The 23,264-nt window shown below is 69.4% G+C and carries 17 protein-coding genes and 2 pseudogenes; 9 read left to right on the top strand and 10 right to left on the bottom strand.

Features of this window, described 5'->3' with window-relative positions:
- Positions 1-136 precede the first annotated feature (136 nt).
- On the top strand, positions 137-2,590 hold the full coding sequence (locus tag OG972_RS40725) for a GH92 family glycosyl hydrolase (RefSeq protein ID WP_266990151.1): 2,454 nt from the start codon (positions 137-139) through the stop codon (positions 2,588-2,590).
- Between the two features lie 284 nt (positions 2,591-2,874).
- Here the strand turns inward: OG972_RS40725 and OG972_RS40720 are convergent, their stop codons facing one another.
- Together OG972_RS40720 and OG972_RS40715 are read right to left on the bottom strand one after the other, a co-directional pair.
- Positions 2,875-3,072 carry a hypothetical protein gene (locus tag OG972_RS40720; protein ID WP_266990149.1) on the bottom strand — a complete coding sequence of 66 codons (198 nt, stop codon included), beginning with the start codon at positions 3,070-3,072 and terminating at the stop codon, positions 2,875-2,877.
- Between the two features lie 253 nt (positions 3,073-3,325).
- On the bottom strand, positions 3,326-4,402 hold the full coding sequence (locus OG972_RS40715; RefSeq protein WP_266991029.1) for an IS110 family transposase: 1,077 nt from the start codon (positions 4,400-4,402) through the stop codon (positions 3,326-3,328).
- A 541-nt stretch (positions 4,403-4,943) separates the two neighbouring features.
- On the opposite strand from OG972_RS40715, the gene OG972_RS40710 reads away from it, so the two are divergent.
- On the top strand, positions 4,944-6,167 hold the full coding sequence (locus OG972_RS40710; RefSeq protein WP_266990148.1) for an IS110 family transposase: 1,224 nt from the start codon (positions 4,944-4,946) through the stop codon (positions 6,165-6,167).
- 307 nt (positions 6,168-6,474) lie between these two features.
- Positions 6,475-6,927, top strand: coding sequence for a VOC family protein (locus OG972_RS40705; RefSeq protein WP_266990147.1), 453 nt, complete (start codon positions 6,475-6,477; stop codon positions 6,925-6,927).
- Between the two features lie 58 nt (positions 6,928-6,985).
- Here the strand turns inward: OG972_RS40705 and OG972_RS40700 are convergent, their stop codons facing one another.
- Positions 6,986-7,360, bottom strand: a complete 375-nt coding sequence (locus tag OG972_RS40700; RefSeq protein WP_266990145.1) for a hypothetical protein — start codon at positions 7,358-7,360, stop codon at positions 6,986-6,988.
- 339 nt (positions 7,361-7,699) lie between these two features.
- Between OG972_RS40700 and OG972_RS40695 the strand changes: the two genes are divergently transcribed.
- Positions 7,700-8,008, top strand: a complete 309-nt coding sequence (locus OG972_RS40695) for a transposase (RefSeq protein ID WP_323135971.1) — start codon at positions 7,700-7,702, stop codon at positions 8,006-8,008.
- 36 nt (positions 8,009-8,044) lie between these two features.
- Here the strand turns inward: OG972_RS40695 and OG972_RS40690 are convergent.
- Positions 8,045-8,416 (bottom strand): annotated as a pseudogene (locus OG972_RS40690) (replication-relaxation family protein); the annotation flags it as partial.
- 49 nt (positions 8,417-8,465) lie between these two features.
- Between OG972_RS40690 and OG972_RS40685 the strand changes: the two are divergent.
- Together OG972_RS40685 and OG972_RS40680 are read left to right on the top strand one after the other, a co-directional pair.
- Positions 8,466-9,398: pseudogene (locus tag OG972_RS40685) on the top strand (integrase core domain-containing protein).
- A gap of 413 nt (positions 9,399-9,811) precedes the next feature.
- The gene (locus OG972_RS40680; RefSeq protein ID WP_266990143.1) at positions 9,812-13,684 is read left to right on the top strand and encodes a S8 family serine peptidase; all 3,873 of its coding nucleotides are present in this window, start codon (positions 9,812-9,814) and stop codon (positions 13,682-13,684) included.
- Positions 13,685-14,155: 471 nt separating this feature from the next.
- Here OG972_RS40680 and OG972_RS40675 read toward each other — a convergent pair whose 3' ends face one another.
- Positions 14,156-14,734 carry a TetR/AcrR family transcriptional regulator gene (locus OG972_RS40675; protein WP_266990141.1) on the bottom strand — a complete coding sequence of 193 codons (579 nt, stop codon included), beginning with the start codon at positions 14,732-14,734 and terminating at the stop codon, positions 14,156-14,158.
- Between the two features lie 51 nt (positions 14,735-14,785).
- Here OG972_RS40675 and OG972_RS40670 point away from each other — a divergent pair, with 51 nt between their 5' ends.
- A complete protein-coding gene (locus OG972_RS40670; RefSeq protein ID WP_266990139.1) occupies positions 14,786-15,277 on the top strand; it encodes a GNAT family N-acetyltransferase in 492 nt (163 codons plus the stop codon).
- Positions 15,278-16,018: 741 nt separating this feature from the next.
- Here OG972_RS40670 and OG972_RS40665 read toward each other — a convergent pair.
- The 5 genes from OG972_RS40665 to OG972_RS40645 form a co-directional block, all read right to left on the bottom strand.
- The gene (locus OG972_RS40665; RefSeq protein ID WP_266990138.1) at positions 16,019-16,921 is read right to left on the bottom strand and encodes a M48 family metalloprotease; all 903 of its coding nucleotides are present in this window, start codon (positions 16,919-16,921) and stop codon (positions 16,019-16,021) included.
- Complete coding sequence (locus tag OG972_RS40660) at positions 16,918-17,301, bottom strand: BlaI/MecI/CopY family transcriptional regulator (protein WP_266990136.1); 384 nt, start codon at positions 17,299-17,301, stop codon at positions 16,918-16,920. The genes OG972_RS40665 and OG972_RS40660 overlap by 4 nt, the downstream gene beginning before the upstream one ends.
- A 309-nt stretch (positions 17,302-17,610) precedes the next feature.
- Entirely contained in the window at positions 17,611-19,461 is a 1,851-nt protein-coding gene (locus OG972_RS40655; RefSeq protein ID WP_266990134.1) for a phosphatidylglycerol lysyltransferase domain-containing protein, read from the bottom strand.
- Positions 19,437-19,898, bottom strand: coding sequence for a BlaI/MecI/CopY family transcriptional regulator (locus OG972_RS40650; protein ID WP_266990132.1), 462 nt, complete (start codon positions 19,896-19,898; stop codon positions 19,437-19,439). The genes OG972_RS40655 and OG972_RS40650 overlap by 25 nt, the downstream gene beginning before the upstream one ends.
- 103 nt (positions 19,899-20,001) lie before the next feature.
- Positions 20,002-20,448 carry a hypothetical protein gene (locus tag OG972_RS40645; protein ID WP_266990130.1) on the bottom strand — a complete coding sequence of 149 codons (447 nt, stop codon included), beginning with the start codon at positions 20,446-20,448 and terminating at the stop codon, positions 20,002-20,004.
- 231 nt (positions 20,449-20,679) lie between these two features.
- Here OG972_RS40645 and OG972_RS40640 point away from each other — a divergent pair, with 231 nt between their 5' ends.
- Together OG972_RS40640 and OG972_RS40635 are read left to right on the top strand one after the other, a co-directional pair.
- A complete protein-coding gene (locus tag OG972_RS40640) occupies positions 20,680-22,050 on the top strand; it encodes a hypothetical protein (protein ID WP_266991027.1) in 1,371 nt (456 codons plus the stop codon).
- Positions 22,047-22,991 (top strand): lysylphosphatidylglycerol synthase domain-containing protein, encoded by a 945-nt coding sequence (locus OG972_RS40635; RefSeq protein WP_266990128.1) that lies wholly within the window; start codon positions 22,047-22,049, stop codon positions 22,989-22,991. Before OG972_RS40640 ends, OG972_RS40635 begins: the two co-directional genes overlap by 4 nt.
- Positions 22,992-23,264: the final 273 nt, after the last annotated feature.

The raw sequence follows: 23,264 nt of genomic DNA, 5'->3' as shown, positions 1-23,264 counted from the left end.
GACGAATTCATCCGAAGTAGCACCAGGGGCCTTGCCGTGCCTGCGCGCCCTTTCTATCTTCACGATCGTTCCGGGAACTGGACTCCACAAGGGCAGCCCGGAATACCAAGTACGCACGAAAAGGAAGTGCTTCATCATGCAAAAGTTCCGGAGAACACGGGACCGTCGTCCGGCCACTGCCGTCGGCGTCGCCGTGATCTCGGCCGGGCTGCTCCTCCCGCTCCTGGGAAGTCCCGCAGCAATCGCCGACTCCACCGCGGCGGCCCCGGTTCCTCACCCCGTTCAGTACGTGGACCCGCTCATCGGCACCAGCAACGGCGGCAACACCTATCCCGGCGCCAATGTGCCGTTCGGGATGATCGCCTGGTCGCCCACCAGCACCGCGGGCGACCAGACCAACACCGCCGCCGCCAACGGATACTCCTACAACGCCACCCGCCTGCGGGGCTTCTCCCTCACTCACGTCAACGGCGCGGGGTGTCACCCCGGAGCAGCGGGTGACGTGCCCATCATGCCGTTCGCCGGCACTGTCGACTCCTCACCCACCGCCGACACCAAGGACGCGAAGTACGCGGCGAACTTCTCGCACACCAACGAGACGGCCGATCCGGGCCGTTACCGGGTGGGCCTCGACTCGGGTGTCACCACCGACCTGGCGGTCAGCGAGCGAGCCGGCGTGGCCGACTTCACCTTCCCCGCGGACAAGCCCGCCAGCCTGCTGTTCCGGGTCTCCAACTCCCTGAACGGCAGCGAGGACGCCCACGTCGACATCGACACCGCGCGCAACAAGGTCACCGGCTGGGTGGAGACCGGCGCGTTCTGCGGCCGACGCGCCAACGGCGGCACCCCCAACAACAACCGCAAGAGCTACTACCGCCTGTACTTCACCGCCGCCTTCGACCGCGGCTTCTCCGGCGTGGGGACCTGGCACGACGACCAGCTCTCCCCCGGGTCCACCAGCGCCGACGGCGGCGAGGGCTACCTGACCGGCGCGGCCCGGGCAGGCCGGGGCTCCGGCGGTTACGTCTCTTTCGACCCGTCGAATGACAACGATGTCCGCATGCGCGTCGGGATCTCGTACGTCTCCCTGGCCGGTGCGGAGGCGAACCTGCGCGGTGAGATCGCCCCGACCGCGGGCGTCGAGGACGTGGCGAAGGCCGGGAAGGGTGCCTGGGACCGTGCGCTGAAGTCCGTGAAGATCAGCGGGGGCGACAAGGACCGCCGTACCGCTTTCTACACCGCCCTCTACCACGCTCTGCAGCAGCCCAACCTGATCAGCGACCGCGACGGCACCTATGTGGGCATGGACCGCAAGGTCCACGCGCTCGCACGCGGCCAGAAGGCGCAGTACAGCAACTTCTCCGGCTGGGACCAGTACCGGGCCCAGGTGCAGCTCCTCGCCCTGCTCGAACCGCGCGTCGCGGGCGACTTCGCCCAGTCGCTGTACAACTTCGCGCAGCAGAACGACGGGGTCTGGGACCGCTGGGTGCACATCAGCGGCGCCACCCACGTGATGACCGGCGACCCCTCGGCGGCCACCCTGGCGACGTTCTACGCCATGGGCGTGCACAACTTCGACGTCCAGGGCGCTTTCGACTCCCTCTACCGCCAGGCCACCGTGCCGCACCCCTCCGGGCTGTCGGACGCCGGCTGCCCGGGCCAGTGCGAGGGTAATCGTCCCAACCTCGCCCAGTACATGAAGTCCGGCTACGCCGCCCAGGATCAGTGCCACTGCTGGGGCGGCGCCGCCGAGACACTCGAGGACTCCGTCGCCGACGCGGCTCTCGCGCAGTGGGCCCAGCTGTTGGGCCGTGATAAGGAGTACCGGACGCTGAGCGAGCGCGGCGGTTACTGGCGGAACGTGTTCAACCCCGCGGCCACCCCGACGGCCGGTTACATCCAGGCTCGCAAGGCCGACGGTTCCTGGGTGGCCCCGTTCAGCCCCGCTTCCAGTCTCGGCTTCGCCCAGGGCAGTGCCGCCACCTATGTGTGGATGGTGCCGCAGGACGTCCAGGGGCTCGCCACCGCTATGGGCGGACGCGACAAGGCGGCGGCCCGCCTGGATGACTTCTTCCACAAGCCCGACGGCTCCTGGTCCGTCCGCGGCGGCGACGCGCTGCGCTACGACCCCACCAATGAGCCGGGCATCCACGCTCCGTGGCTGTACAACGCGCTCGGCAAGCCGTGGAAGACTCAGGAGACCGTCCGCCAGATCCTCGACACCGTGTACGGGACGGGTCCCGCCGGCCTCCCCGGCAACGACGACCTCGGCACCATGTCGGCGTGGTACGTCTTCGCGGCACTCGGCATCTACCCGAAGGCGCCCGGCTCGGCCGACCTGCTGCTGAGCGCTCCGGTCTTCCCGCACGCCGTCATCGCGGGCGTCGGAGACCGGGAGGAGATCACGATCGACGCTCCGCGGACATCCCGCACCAACCTGTACGTAGACTCGGTGAGCCTCGACGGCGCGAAGCACGAGTCCTCCTGGGTGGACGGTTCGTTCGTGCGCCGAGGCGGCTCCCTGTCGTTCGAGCTGAGCGACCGCGCCGACACCGGCTGGGCGACCGACCCGGGCACCCTGCCTCACTGACCCACTAATTCCATCCGGTGAGTGACGGCCGCTCATCTCTCGATCGGAGGCCCAAGTATCGGTCGACGTCACCATCACACTGTGGCTTCGACCGATACGGGCTCGGGCGGGAGCGTCAGCAGCAGTCGGATCCGGAGGGACAGTGGCACGCGTCCGCTGCCGCAGAGGCTGCCCCGACTGTAGGCGCAGCAGGGACCGCGCCGCAGCCTTTGCCCTGCCAGGCGGCGCGGCCTTCCTTGACATCGACGGCGGCGATGACGAGGGCGCGAATGGAGCGTTCGGCCTCACCGATGCCGGTCAGCGCGCGGACGATGACGTGGGCAGCGAGCGCGAAGAGCACCACCACCGTAGGTGTCGACGAGGTCCTTGAAGTCCTCGGGCACGACGGCGCCCAGGCGTGCCTCGACCTCCGGCCGGGCCCGCGGACGGCGTCCCGCCGACGGCAGGACGACCCGGGTGAGCTCTTCCACATCGAGATGCATCGGGGTGACTCCTGGGGGGCTGTTCAGTTCACCCCCACCAGGTTCAGCAACGTGCCGCGCCAGTCCGCCACCGTGACAGCCATGACCTGGACGAGTCATTCCGATGTGATCAGTGGTCCCTACCTTGTTGATCGGGACGAGCGAGCCATTCGTAGGGTTGGCTCACCCAGGGGTGTCGGGTGTGGCTTTCAGTGGTCTGCCGTCCGTGGCTTCTTATGATTCGCCGCCCGCCCCCCGAGGCTGCTATATGAAGTCAAGCTGCCTGAGGGAGATCTTCAGCGGTGATCTGCGTGGGGTGATCTCCTCGTTCGAGGAGCTTGAAGAGCTGCCGGCAGATTGCACGCTTGAGGCAGCGTTGTGCGTCTCTCGCGGTCTTTCCTTCGCTGATCCGCCGGGCAACGTAGGCGCGGGTGGTCGGGTCGAGGCGGATGCGGATCAGAGTGATCGTGTGGAGTGCCCGGTTGAGCTGCCGGTCTCCGCTGCGGTTGATCCTGTGCCGGTTGGTCAGCCCTGATGAGGCGGGGATTGGAGCGACGCCCGCGAAGGCCGCAAACGCGGCCTCGGACCGGAAGCGGCCTGTGTGTGACCAGCTGATGAGGATCTGGGCAGCGCTGATCGGCCCGACGCCCTGTAACGCCAGCAGTTCGGGGGCAACCGTACGAACGAGCGTGAGGAGCTCCGCTTCGAGCTCCTTCGCTTCAGAGCGCAGGGCTTCGATCCGCTGAGCGGCGCTTCGCAGGGCACGAACGGTCATGCGGTGCTCGATGTCCTGGGTCGGCCGGTCCCGTAGCTTCGCGCAGTGAGCAACCTGGTCCTTGCTCTTCATGCCTCGGAGTTCGACGCGGAGCTCGTCCGGGGCCGAGATGATCAGGGCCTTGAGCAGGTTGATCGCAGCCGTGCAGGCCAGGACGGCGCTCTGGCGGGTGGCGAGTAGGACACGAAGCGCTTCGCGCTTACCGCGACGTCGTGGGTGGATGAGGTGTTCGGTCGCCAGGGCTTCCCTGGCTGCGCGGACGGCGTCAAGCATGTCGGTCTTGCGTCCGCCGCGGATAGCGGGACGTTTGGGCCGGCACACTTCGACGACGCTTTCACCAGCCGCGTCCAGGAAGGCGGCAAGCCCCGCGCCATACGAGCCCGTACCCTCCAGTGCCCAGCAGCGGCGGCCGGGAATGTGCTGGCGGGCGAAGTCCAGCAGCTGCTGGTAGCCCCTGGCGTTGGCGGGCGAATCGGTGCTGGCGAGGACGGCGCCGATGGGGCTGACGGCCGCTGCGGCAAGGGTGTCTCGGTGCGTGTCGACGCCGATGACGCCGTCGACCTGTTCTGCGAGCATGGTCACGCGGTTGTTCTCCTTCAAGGGCTGGACGACCGTGGTCGGCGCCGGCCTGGGTGGAGTCACCGCGTGGCAGAACTGTGATGAGTCACGTCGAGATGGCGGACAAGCTGCTGATCAAGCCAACGGGGTGGGCCAGGCCGACGCCGACGTCCGGCAGACATCTCGGGGGCACGGCAAGCTCTGACGAGCCGCCAGTTACCGTTTCGGGTCATGCCGGAACGCCAACGCCAGCCTGGCAGCAACCCAACCCGGGCCGCAGGTCGACTATCACAGTTACCTTTCTCGTGGCCCCGCAATGGGGTGCCTGGCCCCCGGGTCCGGTATGGCTGTGTGCCCCCTGTCGAAGGGATGACCTGGGGGGTGTTGCCGCCGGGCTTCGGGGCACCGCTTGACCGCTGATGAGGGGCCTGACGACCACTCCGGTTCGGCGCAACGCCGGACCGCCCGGGGTGGCATGTCTGCGTAACGTGGTTGCCGGCGTGTGGTGCCGCAGGGACGGCCGGGAGTTGAGGAGACGAGAGACGAGGGGCACGCGCACATGGTCGACACGACCGCGATAGACCTCTTCCTCGGCCTGGACCTGGGCAAAGAGTTCCACCACGCCCACGGCAGGACCGCGGACGGCAGAACCGTGCACGACAAGCGGCTGCCCAACACCGAGCCGAAACTGTTGGAACTGTTCACCAAACTGGTGGCGAAGTCCGGCACCGTTTTGGTGATCGTGGAGCAGGTCGCCAACATCGGCGCGCTGCCGTTGACGGTGGCCCGCGCGGCGGGCTGCCGGGTCGCCTACCTGCCCGGGTTGTCGATGCGCCGGGCCGCCGACCTGCACCCAGGCGAGGCCAAGACCGATGCCGGCGACGCGTTCGTGATCGCCGAGACCGCCCGGACCATGCCGCACACCCTGCGTGCGGTGGACCGCGACGACGAGGTGCTGGCGGAGCTGACCATGCTCACCGACTACGACAACGACCTGGCCGGCGAGGTCAACCGCACCACCAACCGGCTGCGCGGCCTGCTCTCCCAGATCCACCCCTCCCTCGAGCGAGTGCTCGGCCCGCGCCTGGCCTACCCCTATGTTCAGGCCCTCCTGGCCAGGCACGGCTCCCCGGCAAAGCTGAAAAAACTCGGCCGGGCCCGCTGCGAGGCCCTGTTGAAAGCACACGGCTCGCGCAAGGCCCACCACCTCACCACCGAGATCTACAACGCGCTCGCCGAGCAGACCCTCGTCGTTCCCGGCACCGAGGCGTCCGCGCTGATCGTGCCGGGCCTGGCCGCCCAGCTCGCCGCTGCCCATACCCAGCGACAGGCCACCGAGCAGGAGATCGCCGCCCTGCTGGAGGCCCTCCCTCTTTTCCACCTCCTGACGTCCATGCCCGGAATGGGCGTCAGGACCACGGCCGCGGTGATCGTCGCGATCGGTGACGGCACCGGCTTCCCCACCGCCGGACACCTCGCCTCCTATGCCGGACTCGCCCCGGCCACGAAGTCCTCGGGCACCTCGATCCGCGGCGAGCACGCACCACACCGCGGCAACCGGCTCCTCAAACGTGCCCTGTTCCAGGCCGCGTTCGCCGCGATCGGCTGCAAAGCCGACCCGTCCTCCCGGATCTACTACGACCGTCAGCGAGCACGCGGCAGGACCCACACCCAGGCGATCCTCCGCCTGGCCCGGCAACGCGTGAACGTCATCCACGCGATAATCCGCACCGGCACCCTCTACGAACCACACACCCCCGACGACGTCGGCCTCGCCGCCTGACGACTCCACCGCCCCTACCCCCCAGGCCCCGTCACGCCCGCGCACCGGCACGGCAAGTCCAGCCCTGCCGGCCACAGGGCTGCCCATCAGGCACCCGATCCACCGAGAACGTCCCGCTTCGCGGGACGCTCCCGAAAACCATGACCAACCCCCATCAACCGACCCTGGCAGGGTTGACGAAACAGATAGGGGCACCCCCCGGCTTCGGCCTGTCGCTCGATGCGAGTCCCGAAATCCACCGATGAGTTCCGTAGGCTGGGCCGGTCTACCCGTCGTACACCATCGAACCTTGGACTGGAGACCCACTATGACCACTCCCGCACACGCCGGTCGCATGCTGTTCGTGAACATCCCCGTGGCGGACATCGAGCGCAGCAAGGCGTTCTTCGCGCGGCTCGGGTTCAGCTACAACCCGATGTTCACCGACGAGACCGCCGCCTGCATGCTGGTCGGCGAGCAAGCCTCCGTCATGCTGCTCAGCCACGAGACGTTCGCGCAGTTCGCGAAGCTGCCGACGGCCGATCCCACCACGCACACGCTGGCGCTCTACTGCTTCAGCGTGTCAGCCCGCGATGAGGTTGACACGGTCGCTGAGGCTGCGCTCGCCGCGGGCGGCTCCGAGGCGGATGGCCCCGAGGACCACGGCTTCATGTACTCACGCAGCTTCTTCGACCTCGACGGCCACGGCTGGCAGGTCATGTGGATGGATCCGTCGAGCACCTCGGACAGCTCGACTTCCTGCACGTCCGCGAGAACGTGATCCTACTCGGACTGGTGGCTATCGCCGGTTGAGCGCGATCTGATGGCATTGTTGCAGGTCAGCACGGTTCTGCGATTGATGCGACGTGGTCAGCACGGACCGATGGCCTGGGATCGCGGTGGGATGCGGCGCCTCCGCGGCGGGCGAGTTCGCGTCGGAGGTGGAGGTTCTCGCCGTGGGCCTGTTCCAGGGCGTCCCGCAGGGCTTGAACTTCTTCTCCGTGCTGCTTCTTGAGGGACTTCACGAAGCCGATCGCGTGCAGGACCGACTCGCCGGCCGGGCTCGCCTCGAACGTGAACGTTTTGAGCAGGCCGGGCAAGCAACGGGCGATGGTGTTGTAGCGGGCGGCGAGCATCTGCTCGGCGCCGTCGTCGGGCTGCTGTGCGAGCAGCTTGACGGTGTCGGCCGCCGCGTGGACTGGGCCGACGTCCATCCTGTCGAGCGTCGCGCGGAGATCGCCCTCGGGTCGGCGGCGGTGGCGCAGATGGCGAGCCATGCTGTGCGCAGCTCGATCGCCGCGGCATCCAGGTCCTTGAGGGTCCGCAGCCGCTGTTTGGTCATCTTGGTGGCGGAGCTACGGATGATGTCGCCTATCACCAGGTCGAAGACCTCGATCGCCTCGTCCGCGGCGAGTTCTGGCATGACCGCGGCGAACGCGACCAGGGTGGCCAGGCGCCGGTCTCCTCTCAGGTCGGGGACGGCCTCGGCTCTGCTGGGGCCTCGCTAGGCGGCGTCTCATGCTTCGTCGTCGGGCCCGCGAGAACTCCGCGACCTGCAACTCCGCGTCCGGACCGAGCAGCAGACACCCGAGTGGAAGGCGCGGTACGCGGTCCGTTCCGGGGTGGAGGGCACCGTCAACGAGTTCGCCCACGGCCACGGCATGCGCCGCTGCCGCTACCGAGGCCAGGACAAGGCCCACCTCCAGCACGTCCTGACCGCCATCGCCGTCAACATCGAGCGCCTCAGCGGACTGCCGCCGACCGGGGAAGCGCCCCCACCCCGACGGCCCACCGCCTTCCAGAATTTCCTGGACCAGCACAACATCCACCGGACGAAGTCCTGCAGAAGCAGCGGTGGTTGACACCGCTGATTCCAAGATCTCCGACAGAGTCAAGCTGAGCGGGTGAGAGACCTCGGGCGTCCAATCCAGGTAGCCGTGCTCGTCCCCGCGCCTGCGGGCATCGGCGACGAACGCCAGGTGGGCGCGGAGCACGGTCAGGGTGTGCGGCGTCTTCAGCGAGGCAACTGTGGCCGAGGTGATCGGATAGGCGGGGCGGCCGCGCAGCGCGGGGAAGTCCCGGGTCAGCCTTGCACCCTCGCTCGTCGGGTACCAGGCGCGGGACCGGTTGGAGTGCGGCAGCACCGTGTAGTCCACCAGGTGCTTGTGGCGCAGCTTGTTCAACGGCGTGGAGACGGTCTGCCGTGCCGCGTGGGGCCGCAACAGGTCGTGGAGCTGGCCGGTGGTCGCCTGCGGGGCTCGTAAAGTCATCGCCGCAGGTCGGGATGGTGGAGCGTTCTCGGCTGGGACCATGTCCGCCGTGATCCTCTTGATGCTGTACACGGTGGCCCGCAAGCTGCTGTCCGTTCCCGGGGTGCTGCTGGGCCGCGACACTTCCAAGGAAGCCGAGTTGCTCGTGCTCCGGCAGGAGAATGCGGTGCTACGGCGTCAGATCGCCGGCCCGGTCCGCTACGAGCCCGCAGACCGGTTCTGGCTGGCCGCCCCACAGGTTCATCGCCGCGAAGTGGGACTACAGCGCCCGACGCGCCCGCACCGGACGGCCACCGACCAGTGCCGCCCTCAGGAAGCTGATCTTGCAGCTTGCCCGGGAGAACCCGCATGGGGACACAGACGGATCCAGGGCGAACTGGCCCCATTTGGGCATCCGATCGCAGCCTCCACGGCCTGGAAGATCCTCCACTCGGCCGGCATCGACCCGGCCCCGCGCCGTACCGGCCCGACCTGGACGGAGTTCCTCACCAACCAGGCCGAAGGCATCATCGCCTTCCACTTCTTCCACCTCGACACTGTCCTCGGCCGCAGGCTCTACGCGCTGGCGTTCCTCGAGCACATCGCCGGCGTCACCGTCCACCCCACCCGCGACTGGGCGGTGCAGCAGGCCCGGAACCTGGCCACCGATCTCGGCACACGCATGGAGTCTTTGCGCTTTCTCCTCCGTGACCGCGACAGCAAGTACGGGCAGCCCCGGATGAACGCCCACTGCGAGCGGGTGATCGGAACTATCCGGCGCGAAGCCCTCGACCACGTCCTCATCATGAATGAGGCCCACGCCCGGCACCTCCTGGCCACCCACCAGCGTCACTACAACGAACACCGCCCCCACCAGACCCTCAACCAACTGCCGCCCGGCGCCGACCAGCAGTCCATCGCCGTGCACGAGTCCGAAGGCCGCCGACTCCTGCGGACCTGCGTCCTCGGCGGCGTCATCAACGAGTACCGCTACGTCACCTGACCTGCAGCGACGACTTCCCGAGCCCCACAGGCAGCCAGGCAGTCAGTTACCCTCCTCCGGATCCGGCCAGTGCCCGAGCCCCCAGTGCAGGTGCTGCCAAAACTCGTGATCTGCACACGCTAAGCAGCGGCCCACAGCGACCTGCTGACCTGCCGTCGTCTTCGGGGTCCGTCAGCACTGGCAACAAGGGCGCCCCTGCGCGCCATGGCCGAACAGCCTGTGGCGGTGCTCCTGTGCTGGGAAATTGGCGAGTTTGTGACAAGTCGACTATGCGCCAGCTCTGAGTCTGGCGTGGGGCGCTGTCTGCTAGTTGGCTTCGCGCAGCGTTACATCGCTCTGGCGTTCCGTGTCCGCTGCTTATCCGGCGGTGGATCCTTGGCGCGCCCATTTCCGGCCTGTGAGGGGAACATTCCATGCGTATATTCCATGAGAGACGAGCGCGATCGGTCGCCGTCGGCGGAGCGACGCTGGTCCTCGCAGTGTCGCTGACGAGCCTGCCCGGTGCAGCGGTGGCGGCATCGTCGCCGGGCGCCGCCGGCCCGCTCCCCGCGGTGTCCACCACGCAGAAGGCGTCGACCGCGTCGACGTTGACCTTGATCACCGGGGACACGGTCGCCGTGACGACCGGGGCCGACGGCAAGCAGGCGGTGAACATCGTCTCCGAATCCGGCACGTCGAAGCAGTTCCAGGTCTCTACGGGCCAGGACGGAGACCTGTACGTCTATCCCGAGGACGCGTTGACCGCGATCTCGGCGGGGACGGTCGACCGCGAGTTGTTCAACGTCACCCGGGCCCTCAAGGACGGCTACGGCGACGCGAAGACCGGCGAGGTGCCGGCCATCGTCGACTTCCAGGGCACCCCCTCCGCCGCCGCCTTGCAGAAGAAGGCCAAGGGCCTGCCGGGCAGCAAGCGCGAGAGGGTCATGCCCAGGCTGGGGATGACCGCGGTGGACGTCGACAAGGCCAAGGCGAAGGGGTTCTGGCAAGCCGTCAGGCCCGTGGCGAAGGCCGGGAAGGCCAGGAGCGGTGCCGCGGCTGTGGTGCCCGGGAGCGCCGGGGTGGCTAAGGTCTGGTACGACGGCAAGGCGAAGGTCACGCTGGACCAGAGTGTGCCGCAGATCGGGGCGCCGCAGGCGTGGGCCGAGGGCTATGACGGCAAGGGGGTGAAGGTCGCCGTCCTGGACACCGGCGCCGACCTGACCAACGCCGACGTCGCGCCAAGGATCACCGCCAGTCAGAGCTTCGTCTCGGGTGAGTCGGTCCAGGACGGCCACGGCCACGGCACCCACGTCGCTGACACCATCGCGGGCAACGGCGCCAACTCCGCGGGCAAGTACAAGGGCGTGGCCCCCGGCGCCGACCTGCTCATCGGCAAGGTGCTCAGCAACGCCGGCTCCGGATCCGAGTCGGATATCCTCGCCGGGATGGACTGGGCGGTCGCCCAGGGCGCCGAAGTCGTCAGCATGAGCTTGGGAGCTCAGGTCACCGCCCCGGGCGGAGACGCGATGACCGACGCCGTGGACTGGCTCAGCACTACCTCCCACACTTTGTTCGTCATTGCTGCAGGCAACAGCGGCCCCGGCACCTCGACCCTGGGCAGCCCCGGCATCGCCGACTCCGCGCTGACCGTCGGCGCCGTTGACAAGTCGGATGCGCTGGCGTCCTTCTCCAGCCGCGGCCCGCGACTCGGCGACAACGCCATCAAACCGGACATCACCGCCCCAGGTGTGAACATCGTCGCCGCCCGCGCGGCCGGCACCACCATGGGCACCCCGGTGAACCAGTACTACACCGCGGTCAGCGGCACCTCGATGGCCACCCCGCACGTTGCCGGCGCCGCCGCGATCATGGCCGAGCGCCACCCCGACTGGACTGGTCAGCGCATCAAGGACGCGCTCACCGCCCACTCCAAGGCTTCGGACAGCACCGTCTACCAGCAGGGATCCGGGCGGGTCGACATCCCCGCCGTGCTGGACTCCACGCTGGAGCTGTCCGGCCGGGCCGACTTCGGCCTCGTCAAGTACCAGCAGAGCACGTACGCGAAGCAGACCCGCACCCTCACCTTCCGTAACTCCGGGTCCGCCGATGCCACCGTGGACCTCGCCGCCGCGGTCAAGGACAGCAGCGGAGCAGCCCTCGCCGACGGCGCCCTGACCTTCTCGGGTGCCGGCCTGAGCGGCGGCAAGCTCACCGTGCCGGCAGGCGGCAGCGCCGCGGTCACCGTCACCCTCGACCCGAACCTCCTCGCGTTCGGGTCCCAGTACAGCGGGTACATCACCGCCACCGCCGGCAACGGCGATTCGGTGCACGCTCCGGTCGGCGTCGCGAAGGACGCTCAGCAGTACAAGGTCACGGTCAACTTCAAGGACCGCTTCGGCAACATCCCCCTGTTGGCCGGCGGGACCCTCCACGGCCTGGACAACAGCTTTCGGAGTTCTGTTGCGTCCCGCACGGGCAGCGCCACGTTCACGGTGCCGGCCGGCGGCCACTACTCGCTCGAGGGCACCCTCTACACCGCGTTCCCCGGCGGCAACCCGCTGGACCCGTACTCGGCGGATCTTTTCGCCCTGCCGAATATCAACGTCACCGACCGCGACCAGACCTTCGCCGTCGACGGCACCACCGCCACCGACCTCACCATGAAGATCACCGGCGAGCAGCGTCCGCTGGAGGACGCCTCATACTCCGTGGACGTCCGTCGTGACGACGGGGCCGGGGGCCACCTCGGCATGTTCGCCCTCGCCGGCCTGCGCAACGGGACCGAGGAGAAGTTCGGCGCCATCCCCAGTGAGGCGGCCACCACCGGAACCCTGGCTGTGGACACGTTCCTCACCCGGCGCGAGCCGCTGGTCCAGATGTCGGTGACCAGCCCCGAGTCCATCGACATCCCCCTCAAGTCCCCGCTGCTCGCCCAGCGGTTCGAGGGGGCCAAGGACGTGGAGCTGGTCGACGCCGGCGCCGGCACCGCGCAGGACTTCGCTTCCCTCGACGCCGCGGGCAAGACGGTCCTCATCACCGCGTACGACACCAGGACCGTCAACGCTCAGGTCCGCCTTGCCGCGGCCGCGGGGGCTGTGGCGGTGATCGTGGCGCCGTCCACCCCGGGCCCGCGCGGCAGCGGAATCGCCGGCGACCTGACCATCCCGGTCGCCCAGACTGGCTACGACAGCGGCCAGAAGCTGCTCTCGCTGCTCACCAAGGGCAGCGTCGACATCACGCTGAACGGCGTCCTGGAATCCGGCTACACCTACTCGGCACAGTTCACCTCCAACGGCAGCATCCCCGCCAGTCTGGCCAAGACCGCGGACGCCGGCGACTTCGCCAAGATCACGGACACCTACCACTCCGACCAGACCCGGCACATGGGCTACGAGATCCTGCCGGCGTGGTCGCCCGGCCAGCCGCAATCGGTCCGTCAGATCCAGCGCCTCAACATGGGCGGCAGCAGGGACGACTACGTGCTGGCGAGCCCCGATCTGGTCTACCAGCCGAGCGTGTACCCCAGCGTCGCCCAGCCCTCCACGTTCATGCAGACACCCCGCCTCACCTACCCCACCCCCGGCCAGAGGTACAAGCAGCACTGGTTCGCCGCGCCGGTGAATCTGTCGTCGTACGAGTCCGGGTACTGCAGCTTCTGCCGCAGTGACGTCTGGATGCACACCTCGCCCGTCTACCTCGGCGACAGCGACCCCACGCACCTCCTGGTCGGGCCGAGCAACAGGTGGAGCTTCTACCGCAACGGCCAGCCGATCACTGATATCAGCAACCTGATGGTGCCGGAGCAGGCTGACTACCAGTTCGTCCTGGACACCAAGCGGGACCAGAACTACCCAGGCGTCACTCTGGGCGGCAAGGTCCATACCGAGTGGAACTTCACCTCGGTCGCGCCGACCACGATGGCCGTCAAGGACTGCGACAAGTACTCTCCCAAGCCGACCGTCTGTGAGTCCATGCCGGCGATCTCGATCGGCTACGACGTGTCGCTGAACGTGCTCAACCAGGCGCCGGCCGGCCAGGCGTTCGTCTTCACCGTCAACGGCGGGCGCTACAAGGGCTGGACGGGCTCCACCACGATGGCCGGCGCCAACGTCTCGGTCTCCTACGACGACGGCGCCACCTGGCAGCCCACCCACGTCGAGCGCAAGAGCGACAGCTCCTTCCAGGTGGTGGTCAAGCACCCCAAGCTCGCTGACACCAACGGCTTCGTGACCCTGAAGACCGAGGTCAGGGACACCGCCGGCAACCGCACCGTCCAGACCATCACCCGCGCCTACGCCCTCAAGTAAGGACTGGCCGACCGCGCCACAGGAGACCGGGGCCGCTGTCCTCCGCATCACGCGGAGGCGGCGGCCCCATTCCATGTCCGGCGCGCCCTCTGCCGCCTGCCGGACCACCTGCCCGGCGGCGTCCACCGGGCGCCGGCGCGAATGCCGTGCCGACGTTCTTGGAAGCCCTCAACGCCCTGGCCGAGGGCGGGATGCACGTCACCCTGGCGTGACCCGCGGTCCCCCTCGCCTCGGCAACTGCGCCAGGACAACTCCCCGCCACCCTGCACTGGATCGCCACCCCGTGCATCACTCTGCCGACTCCAATGCTCTGTGGTGCCAACTCAGCCGCTCAGGTGCCAACTGGGCGACCACAAGTGGACGGGTGACCGAGTGCCGTAGTCGGCCCGTCCCACCAGGTGCGGCGCTCATCTCGAGGGGCTCCGAGTGCGATCCTCGCCGACCCGAAGGTCTGCTGAGTGCCGGCCCGCGTCACCCCGACTGAGTCAACTGAAGGTGCACCGCCGCGGTGGTACGCGCGGTATCGCCAGTGGCGAGCAGGTCCAACAGCGCTCCCCGCAGGGCTGCGAGAATTAGGGTGCGCTGCGCGAGCCCGGCCTCGGTATCGCGGAATTCGGCGGGCTGCCCGGAGGCGAGCAGCGCCAGCCAATCGCCGACCGTATCGCGGGCGAAGCCGGCCCACGGCCCGTCCGGGTCGATGAGGGAGCGGGCGTAGCTTTCGACCCACAGTGTCAGCAGGCCGCGGTGAGCGGCGTCGGACAGCCACCGCCACAGTTCACGGGCGACCGGTTGCAGCCCCTGGGGCCCATCCTGCGAGCCGGCGATCTCCTTGATGACGGCCAGCTCGTCGGCTCTGGCCCGCGCGAGCAGGGCGCGGATCAGGCCGTCCTTGCTGCCGAACAGGTAGAGCAGCACACGCGGGCTGGACTGGATCTCCTCGGCGAGCGGGCGCAGGGACAGTTCGGTGAGGCCGCTGCGCAGAGCGTAGGCGTATGCGGCTTCCAGCAGCTCCTGCCGCCGCGGGGAGGGGTTTGGTTCGGATCGGGTCACCGGGCTAGTCTACTGAAACAGTCGTTTCAGTGATGCGGGAGTGAGGACATCGTGGAGAAGCGTCAGGTGGTCATCCGGCCGCTGGACCGGCCCGGGGACCTGGGCTGGGTGGTGATGGCGCACGGCGCGCTCTACGACCGCGAGTTCGGCTGGGACACCAGCTTCGAGGCGCTCGTCGCCCGGATCGTCGCCGACTACGCCGAGCAGAAGGACCCCGGACCGCAGGCGGCATGGATCGCCGAGGTCGACGGAGTGCGGGCCGGATGCGTCTTCTGCGTCCGCGCAGACGACCGGACCGCGAAGCTGCGCCTGCTGCTCGTCGATCCCGCGGCGCGCGGGCTGGGCCTGGGTGCCCGCCTGGTCGAGGAGTGCCTGCGGTTCGCGCGGGAGGCCGAGTACGAGTCGATCACCCTGTGGACCAACGATGTGCTCGGCTCGGCCCGGCGCATCTACCAGAAGCAGGGCTTCGAGCTCGTCGCCGAAGAGCCCCATCACAGCTTCGGGCACGACCTCGTCGGCCAGACCTGGCAGCGCCGCCTCTAGCGGAACCGCCGGGGCCGGCACCATGGCCGCCCCGACAACGCTGGGCCGACAGCCTTCCGCATCTTCTGGCGCTGGTCGAGCGTGGAGTGCAAGTGAGGGCGACCGGCTTCGGCCGGGTCGAACTCGACGTCTCTGCAGGTGCTTGCCGGCTTCGCCTCCGTGAACCGGTCGCGAACGGCGATGCCAACAACACGTTCAAGGGGCCAATTTGGTACGCCTTGACTCGCCAGGCTCCTCCTGTCAGACGCATCTGCAGACGCCGAGATCGACCATGCGCAGCACCGTGTGGCACCAGTCGCCTTGCAGCTTCGGGGCCGGTGTTGTGGTCGGCGGCAGCAGGCCCGGTGCCCGGTCGGAGGCCAGAGTGCGGCACTGGTCGTTCCCCAGCCGGTTGCTGTAGGCAACGTGGCCGGTGTGCCGTGCCGTGTTCATCAGCTGTGGCGGGGCTCGAGCCGACGTGCCTCGCGGACGGGGCCACTCACATCCACATCGGCATCCCGACCACGTACCGCCCGCCCGCCTTCGGGCTGGCCGCCTTCGGGCCCACCAGCCTCATGGAGTCCACCGCGCGGCGCACCACAAGTTCGGGATCGCTCGTCGGCGCAGCCGACTTCCCACCGCCGCTCGAAGTGCCGGCGGACCACGGTCTTGGTCCGGTCGTAGACGATCGACATAGGGACACCGCCGAAGTGGGCAGGGGAGACCTCTTCCGCGTGGAGGCGGCGGTGCCCTCCCCACCTGTCAGACCAGAACGTGCTCAAGCAGGTCAAGCAGGTCGCGGGTGGCGTCCACGGCACCGAGAGCGGGGAGAACACCGAGCGCAAGGACGGGCGCAGCGATGGACCACAGATACGGGGGCGGGGTGCTCTGAAGAGCGGCGATGCGGCGGGTGACGGCGCGGTCGGAAAAGCTCAGAGCGCAGGCGGGCCGCGGCCGTTGGGCGACGAGGGCTGCCTTGGCCAGAGCCAGGGCGGTGATGCTCCGATCCCCGACCGCTTCGGCGGCCTGTTCGTCGGCCCACCGTTCCACGAGGTAGGTGACAGTCGAGCGCAGCGGGTTGAGCAGAGGGTTGGCCGCGGAGGCGAGAGCGACGGCGTACGCGTACAGGGCGTGACGGTGAGTGAGGTGGGCCCGTTCATGGGCGAGCAGGACGCGGCGCTCGGCGGGCTGCAGGGCGCCCAGCATGGCGGCGGTGACCAGAATCCGACCGGGCGCGCTTGAGGTGGCGGGGATGGCGAAGGCTTGCGGAACCGGGGAGGCAGCGACGATAAGTTCGGTGTCCTCCGGGTGGCCCTCGCACAGGCGGTGCAGGGTGCGGCGGGTGGCGTGCTCGGTGCGCAGGGCCCGGTAGATGCGGTGGGCGATGAGGCCGAGGGCCAGTACCGCGGCCAGCGCGATGATCTCGGGGACCGGTTCGTACAAGCGCCGTCCGTCCTCGCGGGCCTCGGCTGCCACCGGCGGGGCCTCGTTGATGAGGGTGGCGGCCAGCAGGATCAGGGCCCAGGTGGTGGCGGCGGCGGTGAGGACGGCGGCCACGGTCAGGACGCGGGTGGCCAGGGCGGGTGCCACCCGCAGGCCCACCTGCGGGGCCACCGTGGTCAGGAGCAAGGACAGGACGAGCGGGATATAGACGTCGATCCTCACGGGCCGCTCCCGCCGAGCAGGTCGCGCAGGGCGCGCTCTTCTTCCGGGCTCAACCCGGTAACGAACTGCTGGAGCGCGGCGATCGGGTCGGGGCCGCGGTCGAGGGCCTGATGCATGGCCTCGGCGGTGAGCTCGGCGGCGTTCTTCGCCGGCCGGTACGTGCCCCGGCGTCCGGCCACGTCACGGAGCACAAGCCCCTTGTCGTACAGGCGCCTGAGGATGGTGTGCACGGTGTTGTACGCGAGACCGCCACCGATCTCGGCCTGGATCTCGGCCGGGGTCAGCGCCTGTTCCGTCGCCCACAGGGCGGCGAGGACTTCGCTCTCCAGTTCACCCGCACTGCGCCGGTCCGCTCTGCCGTGGGGAGATGTACCTGTCATTCGTTCACCTTACAGCGCGTAGGGTTTTCAGGCAGGCGGTGCGGATCCTGGCGGAGCCGGGTGCGGGGCGCTCAAGGCTGGCCCGCTTTACTGCGGAGTGCCGGCTGCGAACATGTCCTCGACACCCTGGACCGTGGCGCGGGCAGGCCGCACTGATCCCCGCTTCGGCGGGGACGATGGGCGCGTAGCGACTGGAACAAGGCGAACTTCACTCATCGCTCGGCGCGCCGGACCGCGGCGTCGGCCGAGACAGCCCAAAACCGCAGGAGGAGAAGTGCCGTTGCGATGAGGACTGGATTCCAAGCACAGTCAGGTTCTCACGGAAGTTGCTGTTTCTGTCGGGCAGTTGGGCTGGTCTGCGATGTGCGCGGTACGTCGGCGGCGGAAGAGGGCAGGCAGGCTCGGTGGGGTGAGGAAGCCCTCGGCACGGGCGCTAGCGATGCCGATACGCGGGAGGTCGCTGGTCTTCTCGAACAGCAGGAAGCGGGGCTCCCACACGGGGCGGTACTTGGCGTTGGCGCGGTAGAGGGACTCGATCTGCCACCAGCGGGAGAACAAGGTGAGCACCGAGCGCCACCCCCTCAGGACGGGGCCAGCCCCCAGGCGGGCGCCGCGTTCGAAGACGGCCCGGAACATGGCGAAGTTCAATGAGACCCGCCGTACCCCGAACTCGGTCGCGTGCAGGAGGAGTTCGACGACCATGAACTCCATCAGGCCGTTCTCGCAGGCGCGGTCGCGGCGCATCAGGTCCAGCGACAGCCCGTGCTCGCCCCAGGGCACGAAGCTCAGCAGGGCCCGGGGCTCCCCCTGGCTGTCGCGGCACTCCAGCATCACGCAGCGGCCGTCGTCCGGGTCACCGAGCCTTCCCAGCGCCATGGAGAAGCCGCGTTCGGTCCCACCGTCCCGCCAGTGGTCGGCCTTGTCGATCAGGGTGGTCATGTCGCTGTCGGGGATGTCTCCGTGGCAGCGGATGCGCACGGTGTACCCGGCGCGGCGCACACGGTTGTGCGCCTGCCGTACGCCCCGCATGGCGCGCCCTTCGAGGGTGAAGTCGGCCAGGTCCACGATGGCCTCGTCGCCCAGCTCCAGGGCGTCCAGGCCGTGCCGGGCGTAGATCGTTCCGGCCTCCTCGCTCGCGCCCATCACGGCCGGCGTCCAGGCGTGCCGACGCGCCTCGTCCAGCCACGCCTCGATGGCGCCGGGCCATGCCTCTGGGTCGCCGATCGGGTCGCCGGAAGCCAGGGTCACGCCGCCGATCACCCGGTAGGTGACGGCGGCCTTGCCGCTGGGTGAGCAGATGACGGCCTTGTCGCGGCGCAGCGCGAAGTAGCCGAGGGAGTCGCGCTCGCCGTGCTTCGCCAGCAGTTCGCGCAGGCGTTTTTCGTCCGCTTCGCCGAGCAGATCGCGGCCCCTCGGGGCGCGGAAGCAGGCGTACAGGACGAGGAGGAAGGTCGCGGCGATCAGAATGTTGATCGTGACGTCCACCCAGCGGGGCGCGTGCACGGCCCCGACGCGGTCGGCGAACGGGCCGATGCTGATGCCGCGCAGCAGGGTGTAGGCGATGCGGTCGCGCAGGGAGCCTCCGGGCAGCCGGTTGGTGGCGCCGACGAGGAGGGTGCCGATGGTGCCGCTGACCAGGATGCCGACGACTCCCACGGCCATGGCCAGCTTCGGGTTGGAGCGGTCCCCGATGGCCTGGAACTCCGTGCGGCCGAGCAGCAGCGTGGCCACGAACAGGCCGGTGAGCAGGGCGGAGAGCCAGTTGAACGCATGTTGGCGGTACGGGTCTTGAGTCAGCGCGAGGACGTAGAGCGCGAACAAAGGGCCCGCGAGCAGCATGTTGAAGATCCACGCGGCCCGTTTGCGGCGCCGCATCACCACGGCGAGGAACAGGGCCAGCGCCGCCGAGACCAGCCCGGCGGTGGCCAGGTACGGGGTGAAGAACTCGCCCGCGTTGTGCTCGTGGACCTCTTCACGGAACGGCAGCGAGACCACCGCCGCAATGTTGAGCAAGGCGAGCAGCCGCAGGTACCAGACCGTGGCCGCGGCTGCCCGTGGCCGGAGCCGTGGGAAGGTATGCGGTCGTCCGGCCTGTGCGGGGGCGTGGTGCGGGAGCGGGGATCGCTGCTTGGGGATCAGGACTGGCTGGTGTGCGGGCACCGTGAGGGATCACCTTGGCAAGAGGCCGGGGGTACCGGCGGGGACGGGGACTGGCGGGCAGGTGTGTTGCGTGCGGCACGAATGCCCCAGGGGCGTCGGCGAGGACGGGGCACGAGTTGGGGTGCGGGCGCGTCCGGAGACGGAGCCCCACGGCCTGCGGCGTGTTTTCGGTCGAGGACCTGGCGCATGACCTCGGCGGTCATCTCGGCGGCATTCCGCACGGGTTCGTAGGCTCGGTCGGTGTCAGGGGCGGGGCGGACGAGGTCCTGCTCGCCAAGGTGCTGGAGGATGACGCGCAGGGTGTCGCGCGCGAGATCGTCGCCGGTCTCGGCCTGGATCTCGGCCGCGGTCAGCGCCCGGCCGGTGGCCCACAGGGCAGCGAGAACCTCGCTCTCCAGCTCACGAGTGCCCTGCCGCTCGCCGCGGCCTGCGGTCACGGTCGTCTCACCCTTACCGGGTCGGCGCACAGGCGCTCCCCGTCGACGACCGTGCGCGCGGTGCCGCCGACCGGGTACACGTTCAGCAGCAGGAAACGGGTCCTCACCCGGCCTGCTCCCGCGCGCAGACGATCGACAGGTTGTCCTTGACGGTGAAGTACGGCTCCACCCGCACCCCGGCGGCGCGCTGCGCCGGATAGACGAAGGACTTGTGCTTGCCGGCGATGTCATCCCAATGCCTGCCCACCCGCAGCGGCTCCTCGCCCATGCCCGCGTCGTGACAGTCGAGGTACAGGTCCCAGATCCATTCCCGGGCGGTGCAGGCGGTGGCCAGGGTTTCCAGCGGGATCCGCACCTGGAACCGGCCGCCGTATTCGTCGGCCGGCAGGCGCATCTCGGCGCGGCTTCCGTCGCGGGCCTTGAGGACGAGGACAGCCTTCTCGGCCGTCGCTCCGGCCAGGGACAGGCGCAGCAGGATCTGTCCGTCGCGTGGCCAGATCTCGTCGACCTCCGCGCTGCACTCCTGCGGACTGCGCGTCAGTTTGGCCATGTTCGTCCTTAGCGTTCGTCGGCATTCGCCCCTGGTCCTACAGTCTGTAGGGTACTGGAAACCCTACATCTTGTAGGGCGCGAGGGGCGAGTGATGATCAAGACCCTGAACACGACGTTCAACCGTGCCGCCCGTCGTGAGCCGCCGCTGATCACGGGCACGTGGTGGGACCGGAGCGGCGAGTGGTGGCTGGCGGCGGTGGCGGGCGCGTTCACCTTGGCGCAATTGGTCATGGTGCGGCCCGGGATAGGGCTGGGCTGGGACGAGTCGGTTTACGTCAGCCAGGTCAGCTCCCACGCACCGACCGCGTTCTTCAGCGCGCCGCGTGCCCGCGGGGTCTCCCTGCTGGTCGCCCCGATCGCCTCGTGGACGTCGTCCACGCCGCTGCTGCGGGTCTATCTGTCGCTGCTGTCCGGCCTCGCACTGTTCCTTGCCCTCCGCGCTTGGCGGGGGCTGTCTCCAGTACGGGTGCTGGCGTTGGCGGGTGCCCTGTTCGCGAGCCTGTGGGTGACCGTGCTCTACGGTCCGCAGGCGATGCCCAACTACTGGGTCGCGACCGGCGCGCTCGCGGGCGTCGGCTGCTTCCTGCGCGCCCAGTCCGACCGCACCCGGCACGGTGCAGTGTGTGGGCTGGCCGCGAGTGCGGCGCTGATGGCGTGGATGCGGCCCGCGGACGCCGTATGGATGAGTCTGCCGCTGCTCGTGGCGTTGGTTGTCGTGCGCCGGTGGCGCTACTGGCGGCTGCTGTTCGCTCTGGTGGCGGGGCTGGTGGCCGGGGCGGGCGAGTGGGTGATCGAGACGCACCTCAGTTACGGCGGGCTGGGCGCCCGGCTGACCAAGGGCTCCCGGATCCAGGGCGGCCTGGGCTTCAACAACGCCGTCGACGACCAGCTGCGCAGCCTGGCCGGACGTACTCTGTGCCGCCCGTGTACCGGGACCATGCCGGCCGAGCCACTGCTCGCCTGGTGGTTCGCCCTGCCGGTGTTCGCGGTCGTCGGGCTGGTGGTGGCGATGAAGGCCCGGCGCACGGCGGCCACGCTACTGCCCCTGGCCTGCGCGGTGACGGCGGCGCTCCCGTACCTGTTCCTGATCGGGTACGCCGCTCCCCGCTTCCTGCTGCCCGCCTACGCGCTGTTGGCCATCCCGGTCGCCGACACACTCGGGTGGTTGGTCACCGCCCCGAGACGGAGGTGGCGCCCCCTGCCTGTAACCCTTGTGGCGGTGGGGCTCACCAGGCATCTGGCGGTGCAGTACGCGGTGCTCCAGCACACCGTGGAGCGCACCACCGCCGCCCACCAGGACTGGGCCCGCGCCACCGGCGAACTGCACCGCCTCGGCATACACCCGCCGTGCCTACTCACCAGGCACGAAGCGGTCCCGATCGCCTTCTACGCCGGGCGCTCATCCGTCGCGACCAGTGGCCCCAACGCCAACACCACCAAGGCGGCCATCACCCGGACGGCCCAGCGGGAGCCGGTGGCGGTGCTGACGACCCGTACGGGACGTCCCCCGTCCTACGCCCGCAGCTGGCATCCGTATCGGATGGACAACGGCACTTTCGCCTATGTCGCTCCCGCCGCACCGGAGAGCGGACGCCGATGACCACACCGTCCGACGCACCCGTCATCTCGGGAAGGCGGGCCTCCTGGCACACCGCGGCCACACTGCTCGTCCTGCTCGTCGCGGCCGTGCTCGCGGCCCGGCACTGGACGGTCATCGACACCGGGACGCAGGAGTTGGCCGCCGCCGACCGCGGCTGGCTGCTCGTAGCGGCCACCGCCGCCGCATTGACGTGGGGCTGCGCGGCCCTCGCCCAGCAGGGCACGGTCACCGAACCACTGCCCGCCGGACGGCTGGTGGCAGCCCAGTTCGCCGCGTCCGCCGCCAACCACGTCCTGCCCGCCGGAGTCGGCGCGGGCGCGGTCAACTGGCGCTTTTTGACCCGCTGCGGACTCACCCCCACCGACACAGCGACCGCCCTCGCCCTGAAGGCCACCGCGAGCGCCACCTCCCGCGCCGCCCTGATCACCGGGCTCAGCGTGGCCTGCCCCGGCATCCTCCACCTGCCGCACCTTCCCGCAGGCATCCCCGCCATGCTCCTCGTGTCCGCCGCGGCGACCATCGCACTCCTCTCCCGTCTGCTGCGCACCCGGATCCGCGACCGGCTCCAGACGGCGCTCGCGCAGGTGAGGGCGGTGCACGAACTCCCGGCGCGAGCAGCGGCATTGTGGGGCGGCTCGCTCGCCTTCGCCGCATCGCACGCCCTCGTCGTGTACGCCGTCACCCAGGCCCTCGATATGCCGCTGCCCGCCGCCCGGGTCGCCCTGGCGTACCTGGCGGCGAGCAGTGCCGCCGTCCTGCTGCCCACCCCCGGCGGTATCGGTTCCCTGGATGCCGCGCTCGCCCTGGCTCTGGTCACGGCCGGGATCCCGGGCGGCGCAGCCGCGACGGTCGTCCTCGGCTACCGGCTGCTGACGGTCTGGCTGCCGTTGGTCCCGGGGCTGCTCGTGCTGGCTCTCCTGGTACGCCGCAAGGTGCTGTGACCCGGCCGCGGCCGAGGGTTGCACGGGGAGGAAACGCCAGTCACGAGCGCAGCGACGCGGGGTGAACATCGGCCGGCGTACGGGAGTGCTCGGCGCCGGCAGAGGGTCCGAGGGTGAAGCCGATGACGGCCCGCCGCCGGGCTGGTTGCGAGCGATGTACACGGGGTGGCAGTCGCCGGACGGCTCTACCGGGTCGGTGGTCGCCGGGCCCAGAGCCGATACATCGGCGCGTTGGCTCACCTGGACCGTGGAAATGATCATGCGAGCCCGGCG

The organism is Streptomyces sp. NBC_01669 (assembly GCF_026339735.1).
GTDB lineage: Bacteria > Actinomycetota > Actinomycetes > Streptomycetales > Streptomycetaceae > Streptomyces > Streptomyces yanii.
The sequence above is the reverse complement of the archived record's forward strand: the minus strand, read 5'-3'. Positions and strand labels throughout refer to the sequence as shown.